Raw genomic sequence first — 10,845 nt, 5'->3', positions numbered from 1 at the left:
CGGGTCTTACGGCTGCTCCCATAAGCGCCGCATTTCATCGGAGGATCGCAGAAGTTCATCCAGGGTGCCCTGCTCCTCAACAGCGCCGTCTTTCAAAACGACGATATGATCCGCTCTCTCGAAAGCGGCCCTGCGGTGGGACACGACCAGGAAGGTCGTATCCCGGAGCCGATCCAGCCGCTTCCACAGCTCGTTCTCCGTCCGGGCGTCCAAAGCGCTGGACAAGTCGTCCAGAACGAGGAGGCTGCTCTTCCGGGCAAACATCCGGGCCGCCGCCGTCCGCTGAATCTGCCCTCCGGACAGCTTGACCCCCTTCACGCCGACAATCGTCCGGAGACCTTTTTCCAGCTGACTGACGTCCTTGTCCAGCACAGCTTGATAGACCGCCTCCCCGAGCCGTTCTTCGGCCAAGCCGAGCAGAATGTTTTCCTTCAGGGAACCGTTAAAAAGGCCCGGCACCTGCGGGGTGTAAGCGGCCCGAGGCGGCGTGAAAAACCGGTCCGGCTCCTCCACTTTCTCCAGGTTCCAGCGTATTTCACCCGCGTCCGCTGGCAGCAAGCCGAGCAGTGTCCGCAGCAGCGTCGTTTTTCCCGAGCCGTTCCGCCCCGTAACGACCACGAACGATCCCCCGGGAATATGGAGGTCTATATTCCGGATTCCCTTACCCGTGCCGCCGTGAACGTAAGTCAGCCCTCTGGTCTCCAGCAGCTGCAGCGGGCTTGGGGAAGCCGGAAGCCCGGGAGACGGCGGCGGAGCTTCTTCCTTCAGATACAGCGTCCTTCGCGCGAGCAGCGTATCGGGCGGTGCTCCCTGCAGAAGATGGAGAAGCCTGTTTACGGACACGCACGCCTGCCTGTAGGTTTTCAAGAGATAACCGGCGTACTGGACAAACCCCGTCAACACTCCGATATAGGCGACAAACAGGGCGAAGTTCCCCACGGTCAGCTCCCCTTTCCCCGAAAGAAAAGCGGCCGCCAGCAGAATGAAACCCGTTCCGGTCTGCGTGGTGTTCGTCAAAAAAGCGGAGACGGACCGGTCCAGCAGCCTTTCTTTCAGAACGGCCCTCATGCGCATCTCTCCGAGAGACCGGAAGCGGCGGCTTACGGACGTTTCCGCATTCTGCAGCCGGATCGCCTGGGCCGCGCCGCAGACCTCCCCGATAAAGCCCGATATCCCGCTTTCGGCTTTCCGGGAAGCTTCCCGTCTTTTTTGCAGAGAAGCCGCCGCCAGCTGGCCGAGACTTAACATAAACACAAGCGGTAAAAAAACAAGCAGCGTGATGCCGGGGGAAGCCGACCATAAAATTCCGCCCGCCGCCGCCGCAAACAGGGCTTTGACGGGCAGCAGGTTATACAAACGCAGCAGATCGGCCAGCTCTTCCACATCGTCCCGGAACGTCGAGACGGCTTCGCCCGTCGTGTAAGGGAGGGATCTGGCTCCCGGCCGCTTGAGAATATGCTCCAGCAAATTTTGCCGGATCAGGCTCTTGACGCGGAAGTTCAGTTCCGTCTCCGTCCGGGTCCCCCACACAATGGACCCCGCCGAAGCCAGCGCGTTCACGGCCAGCAGCGCGATGACAAACCACGCCACGCTGGCCTCTTCCCCGGTGCCTGCCAGGTTGTCGAAAACCAGCTTGACCAGCAGCCCCGCGATTAGGGGCGACAAATTGAACGGCAGCCAGATCGCGGCCCCCTTCCAGAAAAGCCGGGGATGGCAGGCGGACAATCTCCACATCAGCCGAAGCGGGCTCATACCGTCCGGTTGCGCAGGCTTTGACGCAGCAGCCGCGAATAGCGCGAATCCGGATCTTCCAGCAGCGCCCCCTGCAGGCCGTTCTCCGCAACCCGTCCGCTGTCCATCACCAAAATCCGGTCCACATGCCGGAGCGTACTCAGCCTGTGGGCGATAAGGATAGCCGTTCTTCCCCGGAGCAGCTTCCTTACGGCGCGGTCGAGCTTTTCCTCCGTCGCCGGGTCGAGACGGGACGAAGCTTCATCCAGGATAATCAGACCGGGGTCCTTGAGAAAAACGCGTGCGAACGCCAGCAGCTGCGCCTCGCCTGCGGACAGTCCGCCTCCGCCGGCTTCGAGCTGCGTATCCAAGCCTTGCGGAAGCGCCTGGAACCAGCTGTCCAGGCTTAGTTCGGTAAGCAGGCTGACGATTTTCCCATCCGGGATACTTTGGTTAAAGAAGGTCAAATTGTCCCGGACCGTGCCTTTAAAGATCTGCACGTCCTGCGTGACGATGCCCACCCGCTCCCTCAGCCCGGACAGCTTTACCCGGCTGATGTCGGTTCCGCCCAGAGAAACTGTGCCCGACTGGGGATCGTAAAGGCGCAAAAGCAGCCTCGCGATCGAGGTTTTGCCGCTCCCCGTGCGGCCCACTATGCCGAGCGATTCGCCCGCTTCCAGCTTGAACCCGATCCCATGCAGCACAGGCTCGCCGGGCGTATAGCCGAATGAGACGCTGCTGAATTCGACGGAAAGCGCGCCGCCCTGCAGGGTGTCTCCTCCTTCCGCGGGGTCGCCCACCGACGGCCGGATTTCGAACAGCTGCCGGATCCGTTCGATATTGGCCGAAGCCCGCTGCAGGGCACCCAGCTCCAGCCGGATGGTATCGATAGGCCCGACCAGCATAACCGTGTACATCATGATCATGTAGACGGTACCGGGACCTGCCGCGCCGGCATGCCACAGCCAAGAACTGACGCCGAATGTGAGGATGGTGCTTAAACCCAGCAACAGCATGGAACTCATCCACATGACGGAGAACGCCCGGCCGGCCTCCATATGAACAGGCAGCCACTGATTCAGAAGCGCTTTAAACTTCCGCATCACGTACCCCGAAGCTCCGCTCGAACGGGTATCTTCCGTATTCGTCAGCTGTTCGCCGATAAAACCGAAGAAGGCGGAGGACGTTTCACCGACGCGGACCCAATGCGGAAGTGCGTAATCGCGAAGGAGGTAATACACAAGTGCCGCGCCGGCCACAAACAAGGTCATAACGGCTCCGATACTCCAGTGGATGTTGTAAAGAATGATGAGGGTGACGCCTAAAAGCACCAGGTTGTTCGTGAACCGGACCACAAATTTATAAAAGAACTCAGCCAGCCCGTTGACCGCTCCGTCTACACGGTCCAGCAGTTCTCCCGGGCTGTACTGGTGGAAGAAAGCGATGTCTTGCCCCAGACAATGCCGCATCAGCCGGCTGCGGAGCTTGTTGGCGGCCGACCAGCCGACATGTTCTCCGACATAGTCGGAAGCCAGCGAGAGAATCTGATAACACACGCCCAGCAGAATGAAAAGAAAAATGAACTTTTCCGCGGGCTCCGGAGAATTCAGTGAATCGAAGTACTTCATTAACAGCCAGGGAATGGTAAGCTGTACGGCGATATTGGCGGCCAGCAGAAGCGTCAACAGAGCGAAGCGGCTCTTGTGCTGTTTCAGATAAGGGCCGACCAGGCGAAAATAAGGGAGGATCGGTAGCTTAGTCCACATGTCCGTCTATTTTCTTCCTTTCTTGACTGAATTTCGAACTTTCATTCTTCAGAACATCCAGAGACAGACGTACGGCTTCACCCGGGAGACAGGAGACCTCGTCCATTTCCAGGGTCAGAAAACCCGAGAAGTCATGCCCGGCCAGGTCCTGCAAGAGAGAAGAAAGATCAAGCATCCCGCTTCCCAGCTCCGTAAAAACGGTTTTCCGGCTGCCTGGCCGGGCGCTCCTTGGATCGCCCTCTGCAGGACGGGCGTCCTTCACATGCAGAGCCGTTATTCTCGGGCCGTACCGCTCAAGCAGGTCCCGCATCGCGATACCGGCTTCATGAAGATGCCCCACATCCGGGACCAGCCCGAGATCGTCGGGTGCCCGCTCCATGACGTAATCGATTTCCTCCCGCGTGTAAATGCAGTGGGAAATGTGCGGATGAATGTCCGCGGCTACTCCGTAAAAGCTGTACCGCTTGTGAATTTCGGTTACCATGGCCACCATGCGGTGCCGGTCTTCCTCGGTCCAGCTCCGTTTCAGCCGAATTCCGGGGCCCAGAATTACCCGGCCGATTCCGGCCGACTCCAGCATTCTCGCCAGCCGGTCATGGTGAAGATAGATTTCCCGGCGCCGGTTCCAGCCCGCGAAATGCCCGAATTCGAACACACCGGACACGCTGTGGCTCGTTTCGTTCAGCAGCTCCCGCCATCGGTTGATTTCCCGTTCAAAAGGCAGAAGCAGCCGACTGCCGATTTCTACATAGGCTACATCCAGCGCGGCCAGTTCCTTCAGGCCGGTCCGGTAGGCCTCCCCCCACGGAGTGAGCTGACAAGAAACTTTCGAACGATGGAAAATCTGTGTCATCTTCACGCACCTTCATTGTCTTTGTGAGTTTCCGCGGTATAGTTTGCCATCCAGGTTCGCCGTATAGGTTTATTGTAGGTTTCCGCCGCCCCGTCTTCTCGGGTTTCCATGCGTAATGCTGCGGGATTAAGCTGTACGGCCGTCAGAGAACGCAAAAAAACCGGCCCCTTCCGGGTACCGGTTTGCCTGCCGCGTTTTTTTAAGCCTCCTTCAATTGTAAAACGCCGATAAAATTATGGTTAATGTCGTAAAATTTCAGAAACTTGGCAAAGCCGCCGTCATCGAAGCTGACGATTCTAACCTGCTCTTCTTCCAGCCTGCGGGCAAGGAGATCGATTTCGTTGCTTTTGAAGAAAATGACCGGCATGGTCTCTCCGTCTTTGTCAAAATGTGCGGAAGAATAGTCGCTGGACTGCCACAGCATTAAATTCGGGCCGTTCTCCAGTTTCAGCATCGCACATTCCCCGTAGTTATCGAGCAGCGTGCAGCCGAACATTTTCCCATACCACTCAATGGATTGCTTCAGGTTAGAGACAGGCAGTTGAACATGATCTATTCCGGTCAAAGTCTGGGTCACGGGATCAGCTCCTTGATCATTTTAGGAACACACTTCCATAATTGGATAAAGCTATTTACATCTTACCTTTGCGACTGTCCGAGCGTCAAGAAATAACGGGCGCGCTCCACGGCAAAAAAGCCTGCTGGCTGCCTCCGGCGGAGACACTTCAACAGACTGCGGAACATGGTTTAGGCCATGCAGAGAACCACCTGACCGAGCGCATACTCCCCCGAATGGGAGATGCTTATGTAGATGTGAAATCCAAGACGCTTGCGGTCCTCCTCGGCCTTCCCGTGCAGGATAAGTTCAGGCTGACCGGAGGGTTTGTTAACTACTTCCAGGTCTTTAAATAAGTACTTCCCTCCCAGTCCGGAACCGGTCGCCTTCAGGAACGCTTCTTTGACGGCCCACCTTGCCGCCAGATGCTGGGCGGGGCTGGTATGCCGGCTGCAGTAAGCCCGCTCGCGGTCCGTGAACACCTTCTGAAGGAAGCTCTCCCCTTGTCTCTTCACCGCCTCTTCAAGCTGGGCAATGTTCTGCAAATCCACGCCGATTCCGTAGATCATAACTCCTCCAGGGCCAGCGCCCTCCGGTTCATAAGCGACATGCACCGCTTGTAGATCTCCCTCGCTCCACCGTAATTACGGCTCCGGATCAGCGAAGCGAGTTCCCCGGCCCGTTCTTTGTAACCGTCTTCGGCTACATACATGGCAAGCTTATACAAATGATCGGCCGTAAACGTCCCCGGCAGGATATACTCCCCCGCTCCCGTTTCCTGCACCTTGCGGGCATTGAACTCCCGCTCCGTATGCGTCGGCAGGATAAGCGACGGAATTCCCCTCATGATGGCGGACAGGCAGCTTCCGTGTCCCCCGTGGTGGATAAACAAACGGCAGTTCTCCAGCATATGTGAATTGAAATACGGGATGACCGTGATGTTCCCGGGAAGCCCGGCCTTCAGACGGTCCGGCAGCCCGTCGCTGGCGGCTATAACGACCGCTTCCTCTTTCCCTCCGAATGCCTCCGCAACATGGTTCAGCAGCTGCAAACCCGTAGCGCCGGCGGTATCCTGCAGCCTGCCCGGATAGACGAGGACAAACGGCTCATCCGGAAGACGGGCGCCGGCGGGACCTGCAGCCGGGTATTCGATGGGGCCCACATAACGAACGCCGTTCGTGTAGACAGGGTCCATCTCCGGAATGCCCGGGATAAAGTTGAGCGTCCCCGCATTGAGCTGTTCCATGCGCCGGATGTCCGGCAGGCCCAGCCTGTCCAGTACCCGGTTGACGACTGGCGTCACTCTCGGCAGATTACGGGGAGGCCGTCCCCAGTAATGCACGGGCTGACCGTCCGGATGGAAGCAGGACTGGGTGATCGAGGCAACCGGGATGCCCAGGTAACGGGCGGCGATTGCCGTGTGGGGACTCATGTCCGTTATGACCAGATCGGCGTTGAATTTCTCCAGCATGCGGATCCGGTGATGAATCCAGGCCTGAACGAAATCCGGGTCGAGCAGGCCCGCTCCCGCATAGTAATGGTCCAGGTTATAGAAGACCGGACCACCGGCTATCATCCTCTCGGCGGACGGAACGGTCGGATCGTCGTCAGGCAGATGCTTGAAACCTCTGCTTTCAATAAAAGCCGCGCTGCCCTCCCCGTAAATGCTGAAAGCCGCAGTGTGTCCGGAACGCCGGAAGTGCTCGGCTACCGGCAAACACCGGAGCACGGGGCCAAGGCCGCCGCTTAAACCGAAAAAGATCCGTTTCGTCATGCCCCATCACTCTCCCGCTTTCTGTAGTTTCTTGCAAAATAGGCAGCCTCCTCCGGCGTTCCCAGCGGAAAGCATCTGTCCGCCTGGTCCGCAACGACGGTATATCCCCGTGCGATCAGCCGGTTGTACAGCGGTGCCACGTAGGTTTCGCCTTCCGCCGTTCCAAGGCGCACCGCTTCCTCCGCCGACTCCAGAAACAGTCCGGCTTTCCGGAAATAGTACAGCCCCGTCGTCGCCCGGTTCGAGATCGCCTGCTTCTCCCTGACCTCCGCAACCCGGTCCCGACCGTCTGTCCGCACATAGCTGTAAGCCGGGCTCGTGGAAGCAAACACGGAGATAATCCCGTCGGCCTCGTTTCCTCTAGTGCGGATCGTTCTGCCAATGGAGGATTCCGTATACGTATCGCAGTTGTAAATGAGAAGGGGCAGCTCCGGATCGAAGCACGCTTCCGCGCTTAACACCGTCTCCGCCTGTCCTCCCGTAACTTCGGGCAGAGAGCGGATAACGGCATTCCCGCAGCAGCTTCTGATGACCGTCTCCAATTCTCCCTGCTCCAGATGATCTTCCAGACAGACGAACACGATTTTATTCCCGGGAAAATGCGGCGTCAAACTTTCCAGCGCCCATTGCAGCATCGGCTTTCCCGCAACGGGTATGAGCATCTTCGGAACGGACAGGCCCGCATCCCGGAAGCGCTGCCCCCGGCCCGCCATCGGAATTACGATTTGAAGAGGCTTCATCCGATGTTCAGCCGTTCCAGAACCTCGTCCCAGCTGCGGTAGGCCAGGGCCAGATCGTCCACGTACACGTCGCCGTAAGGCTTGCCGAAAACAATTTCGTCGTAGGGGATTTCGTAGCGTTCCAGCCAGTCCAGCGTCAGGCCGCCGACCCGGGCAAGAACCTCCCCGACATTGCCCTGGCACGTTTTCATATGACGGGCCGTGTGGATGATAATCCGGTGCCCTTCTTCTTTCAGCCTGCGCAGAGCCTCGACCGAGCCCGGTAAAGGCGTAACATCGGCATACGACTCGCCTTCTTTTTTCAAAGTGCAAATAGTCCCGTCCAAATCCAATACGATCCGCATAGTATTCCTCCATTCTTTGCCTACGGCAATCGTACCAGAGCGGGCCGGACAAGAATCAGATTCCGTTGCGGGATATTAGGCGGTTGTTGATTCATCCTTGCGGACGTCATCGGACGGCCCCGCCGTCCGCCGGTCGAGCCACTGCTGCAGAAGGGCGGTATTATCGGCTTCCTTCTGCTTCACCCGCTCCATTCGGGCCAATATCCGCTCTTCGAAGGCCTGGAATTGATTGCCCGTCGCCGCCCGCATGAGCAAATTAGCCGCCACCATCCAGCTTTGATCGGCTTCCAGATAAGATTCGGCGAGCGCGTGCTCCCCGATAGCTTTAAGAAAATGGTGATGGTGGTACCGGGAGTTGGCGATCTCCCTGAATCCTTCATATAAATAACTGGCCGCCTTAAACTTGACGGAGTCTTCTTCGATCGTCTTCAGGCTTTTTATTTTCCCGCAAATGGGCACGAAAGCGGCGAGACCGGGATAACTGCCGGACGGACAATCGTAGGTGACGGCTCCCTGCATATTCGCCAGGTTGTCTTGGATTACGCTTTTGCAGAATGCCGGTGTAAGCTCCTCGGGAGCGGGCCCTTCCGTTTTTTTCAGAAACCACACATACAACCGTTTATAAAACGCGCTGTCCAGCGAAGCGTCGAATACGGCCTGCAGTTCGGACTCTTCGAGAAAGCCGTGATATTCGTAATAATGATCGCAGATTTCGAACGTGCCCTCCCGGTATCCGGTAACCTCCAATGCGTGCGGAAAATGGGTCCTTCTATAAAACCCGCTGTACGGCAAATAAAAAATATCGGATTCAATGATTGCACTCTTCCCGTTCGCAAGAGTCTCTTTCAAAGTCCGCATGTAATCGTCTCCCGCAGAGGATCCCGTCTTATGGAGCCGTGCCCCGAACAGCCCGTACACAAAATCGTCCAACAGCCGGTAATAGGGGCTGATTTGAAACTCATCCTCATCCTCCGTATCGCGGTAAAACAAACCGGCCTGGTTGAACAAATAAATCAGATGGGCATCTTCAACGGGAAGCCGCTTCAGCAGAGCCGCAATATTGACGTAGAAACAATTCAACCGGGTTTCTTTGTATAACGTAAAAGTCATCCGTCGGTCCGTCCTCCTCCGTTAAGCTGTAAATCGGGGTTTTTCCTTGGCCTCGTACCGGCCTCGTAAATGAGAGAAAGAGATAAGCCGGGTTACAGCTTATCTCTTCCGGTCATCGGAGTCTGCCGCCACGCTCACCTAACATTTCAGGGCAAAACCTGTGAAACCCGAGCTTGTAAAGGCCGGTGCCGTGTATTCTTCGCCGTGCCGTGCAACTATCCCGGCCGCAGACGGAGATGTTCGGGCACCTGCAAGGGTGCTGCCGGCAAGAAACGCACAGCCCGCCGGTTTCGCCTGCAAAGAGTCCGCAGCCGTGCCTTGTGCAGTCAGCGCCTGCACAGTCGCATTCGCGTTAAGAGCCTCACTCGCAGCCGGAGAGACAAGAATGGCGGTGGCAATGACGAATTTCGCGGCCGTTTGGTTCATCCGTTTCACCTTCCTTTCCCTGGAATGGGCGATCCTTCACATGAAAAACGGGAGACTGCCCGTACAGGCTCGTCTCACCGGAGTTTTTCAGGTATTTAGGCCACACATTTTACGCACAGCGACGATACGCCCGAAACCGTATATTCTCCCGGTTCCTGCAAACGCAGATCGGACGCTTTCTTCGCTGTCCGCAAGCTTAAATAAGTATCTTCGGACGCGGATACCGCCCGGTTCTGCTGAACGTCTGCAGACGCCGTGTGCGCCTGGACAAACGCGGGCTGACCGGCGCTGACGTCCAGGGCCGTGCCCATGACGGGAGACACCAGTACAGCAGTCGCAATGAGAAACTTAGTCGTCGTTTCCTTCATTCCATCCATCCTCCTTTCTTCTAAGAGTGCCGGCTCTCTTTTAGTATAAGAGCTATCCCGGCCGGGTCCTCGGCTGTATCCCTCCCTTTATTAGGTAAATATTACCTGCCCCCCGGTGTTGATTCGCTTTCGAGCGTCAGGCCGAACACGTGCATGCAAGGGTTGTCTTCAAACGTAATCCGGTTGATCTCGGCCGGACGGTCTAGTTCAATCCCGTCATACCAGAGCCTGGCGGATCTGTGCGTAAGAGGGCCATCCATCGTATGTAGGCAGGACGTTTCGATTACACACTCGTTACGCGGAAAAGGAACCTCCGAAATAAAATGGGACAACAGGATCTTCTGCTTCGAGACCTCCTGCCCGTCCAGCATCAAATACATATAGTCCGCCATATTGGCATCGCTCGAGGTACCGAGAAGATGAATGTTGGTCACCCGCTGCCGGGGGAACTGGATGGACTGTCCTTCCGTTACGATATTATCGAAAGATTGCCGCTTAAAGAGAACGAACGGTATTTCTTTAAATTCGAAAGGAGCGTCAAACTGAAAGGCATCCTCCGGAAAGGAAGCCCTTGCCGAGCTTAAATAGCCCTCGTGATAGTTATGGCTGCCTGTCGTTCCGCAGTTATTCAAACAAGACCTCAGATCCAGACAGGTAAACATCCGTTGATTCATGTAATCCCTCCATATCCCCATAGGTGCAAAAGAGAGAAAAGAGATAAGCCACTTCCCCGCTTATCTCTCTTTGTCCGGCTCGCTTAGGCCAATGTCTTCTTAAACACATTGATCGTAAAAGAAGGTTCCGCCTCGGCTAATTCAACGATACCGGCGGAAGCGGGCGGCTGAGTCTCAGCCGTTGTTTCCGCAGCGGTAGGGTTGAATTGCGGAGAAGCCGCCACAGTGACAGGCCCACCTTCGGAAATCACCGGAGGCTGGATCTGGACAGCCGCAGCGTGCGCGCTTACGTTCAGAGCGGTGGCCGCCGCAGGGGCCGCCAGAATAGCGGTGGCGATGATAAATTTAGACGTGATCTCTTTCATTCGTTTCACCTCCTTTGCTCGGATGTGACTACTTCTTCAGTATAGAAAAATAACGCCCGGCCCTCTCGGCTTTACCGGATGACTTCAACCTGCGGAACTTTCGCAATCCACGGATCTTCCCGGTCATAGCCCTGCCTG

13 protein-coding genes are annotated in these 10,845 nt (G+C 56.8%); all 13 read right to left on the bottom strand.

The window, feature by feature from the left end; translation table 11 throughout:
* Nucleotides 1-6 precede the first annotated feature (6 nt).
* The 13 genes from ABH899_RS21075 to ABH899_RS21015 all read right to left on the bottom strand — a co-directional run bounded on the left by ABH899_RS21075 (nucleotide 7) and on the right by ABH899_RS21015 (nucleotide 10,707).
* Nucleotides 7-1,734 carry an ATP-binding cassette domain-containing protein gene (locus ABH899_RS21075; RefSeq protein WP_370000236.1) on the bottom strand — a complete coding sequence of 576 codons (1,728 nt, stop codon included), beginning with the start codon at nucleotides 1,732-1,734 and terminating at the stop codon, nucleotides 7-9.
* Between the two features lie 14 nt (nucleotides 1,735-1,748).
* Entirely contained in the window at nucleotides 1,749-3,497 is a 1,749-nt protein-coding gene (locus tag ABH899_RS21070; protein ID WP_370000233.1) for an ABC transporter ATP-binding protein, read from the bottom strand.
* A complete protein-coding gene (locus tag ABH899_RS21065) occupies nucleotides 3,487-4,350 on the bottom strand; it encodes a sugar phosphate isomerase/epimerase family protein (RefSeq protein WP_370000230.1) in 864 nt (287 codons plus the stop codon). Before ABH899_RS21065 ends, ABH899_RS21070 begins: the two co-directional genes overlap by 11 nt.
* A gap of 199 nt (nucleotides 4,351-4,549) precedes the next feature.
* Nucleotides 4,550-4,927 (bottom strand): VOC family protein, encoded by a 378-nt coding sequence (locus ABH899_RS21060; protein WP_009672264.1) that lies wholly within the window; start codon nucleotides 4,925-4,927, stop codon nucleotides 4,550-4,552.
* Between the two features lie 170 nt (nucleotides 4,928-5,097).
* A complete protein-coding gene (gene acpS / locus ABH899_RS21055; RefSeq protein ID WP_370000227.1) occupies nucleotides 5,098-5,475 on the bottom strand; it encodes a holo-ACP synthase in 378 nt (125 codons plus the stop codon).
* Nucleotides 5,472-6,680, bottom strand: a complete 1,209-nt coding sequence (locus ABH899_RS21050) for a glycosyltransferase (RefSeq protein WP_370000224.1) — start codon at nucleotides 6,678-6,680, stop codon at nucleotides 5,472-5,474. The genes acpS and ABH899_RS21050 overlap by 4 nt, the downstream gene beginning before the upstream one ends.
* Entirely contained in the window at nucleotides 6,677-7,420 is a 744-nt protein-coding gene (locus ABH899_RS21045) for a glycosyltransferase family 2 protein (protein WP_370000222.1), read from the bottom strand. Before ABH899_RS21045 ends, ABH899_RS21050 begins: the two co-directional genes overlap by 4 nt.
* Nucleotides 7,417-7,764, bottom strand: coding sequence for a 5' nucleotidase, NT5C type (locus ABH899_RS21040; protein WP_009672212.1), 348 nt, complete (start codon nucleotides 7,762-7,764; stop codon nucleotides 7,417-7,419). Before ABH899_RS21040 ends, ABH899_RS21045 begins: the two co-directional genes overlap by 4 nt.
* Before the next feature lie 75 nt (nucleotides 7,765-7,839).
* Entirely contained in the window at nucleotides 7,840-8,874 is a 1,035-nt protein-coding gene (locus ABH899_RS21035; protein WP_009672026.1) for a BtrH N-terminal domain-containing protein, read from the bottom strand.
* A gap of 138 nt (nucleotides 8,875-9,012) precedes the next feature.
* Nucleotides 9,013-9,300, bottom strand: coding sequence for a hypothetical protein (locus ABH899_RS21030; protein ID WP_370000219.1), 288 nt, complete (start codon nucleotides 9,298-9,300; stop codon nucleotides 9,013-9,015).
* 95 nt (nucleotides 9,301-9,395) lie between these two features.
* Nucleotides 9,396-9,668: a hypothetical protein gene (locus ABH899_RS21025; RefSeq protein ID WP_218228991.1), complete on the bottom strand. Its 273-nt coding sequence runs from the start codon at nucleotides 9,666-9,668 to the stop codon at nucleotides 9,396-9,398.
* Between the two features lie 101 nt (nucleotides 9,669-9,769).
* The gene (locus ABH899_RS21020) at nucleotides 9,770-10,342 is read right to left on the bottom strand and encodes a hypothetical protein (protein ID WP_009672087.1); all 573 of its coding nucleotides are present in this window, start codon (nucleotides 10,340-10,342) and stop codon (nucleotides 9,770-9,772) included.
* 83 nt (nucleotides 10,343-10,425) lie between these two features.
* The gene (locus ABH899_RS21015; RefSeq protein WP_370000216.1) at nucleotides 10,426-10,707 is read right to left on the bottom strand and encodes a hypothetical protein; all 282 of its coding nucleotides are present in this window, start codon (nucleotides 10,705-10,707) and stop codon (nucleotides 10,426-10,428) included.
* Nucleotides 10,708-10,845 lie beyond the last annotated feature (138 nt).

This window comes from Paenibacillus sp. RC84, assembly GCF_041260495.1.
Taxonomy (GTDB): Bacteria; Bacillota; Bacilli; order Paenibacillales; family NBRC-103111; genus Paenibacillus_F.
This window is presented reverse-complemented; position numbering and strand designations above follow the sequence as displayed.

Coding starts and splice junctions, on each gene's coding strand:
- ABH899_RS21075 (WP_370000236.1), bottom strand. CDS start 1,734: ATGTGGAGATTGTCCGCCTGCCATCCCCGGCTTTTCTGGAAGGGGGCC.
- ABH899_RS21020 (WP_009672087.1), bottom strand. CDS start 10,342: ATGAATCAACGGATGTTTACCTGTCTGGATCTGAGGTCTTGTTTGAAT.
- ABH899_RS21030 (WP_370000219.1), bottom strand. CDS start 9,300: ATGAACCAAACGGCCGCGAAATTCGTCATTGCCACCGCCATTCTTGTC.
- ABH899_RS21025 (WP_218228991.1), bottom strand. CDS start 9,668: ATGAAGGAAACGACGACTAAGTTTCTCATTGCGACTGCTGTACTGGTG.
- ABH899_RS21040 (WP_009672212.1), bottom strand. CDS start 7,764: ATGCGGATCGTATTGGATTTGGACGGGACTATTTGCACTTTGAAAAAA.
- ABH899_RS21070 (WP_370000233.1), bottom strand. CDS start 3,497: ATGTGGACTAAGCTACCGATCCTCCCTTATTTTCGCCTGGTCGGCCCT.
- ABH899_RS21065 (WP_370000230.1), bottom strand. CDS start 4,350: ATGACACAGATTTTCCATCGTTCGAAAGTTTCTTGTCAGCTCACTCCG.
- acpS (WP_370000227.1), bottom strand. CDS start 5,475: ATGATCTACGGAATCGGCGTGGATTTGCAGAACATTGCCCAGCTTGAA.
- ABH899_RS21035 (WP_009672026.1), bottom strand. CDS start 8,874: ATGACTTTTACGTTATACAAAGAAACCCGGTTGAATTGTTTCTACGTC.
- ABH899_RS21015 (WP_370000216.1), bottom strand. CDS start 10,707: ATGAAAGAGATCACGTCTAAATTTATCATCGCCACCGCTATTCTGGCG.
- ABH899_RS21050 (WP_370000224.1), bottom strand. CDS start 6,680: ATGACGAAACGGATCTTTTTCGGTTTAAGCGGCGGCCTTGGCCCCGTG.
- ABH899_RS21045 (WP_370000222.1), bottom strand. CDS start 7,420: ATGAAGCCTCTTCAAATCGTAATTCCGATGGCGGGCCGGGGGCAGCGC.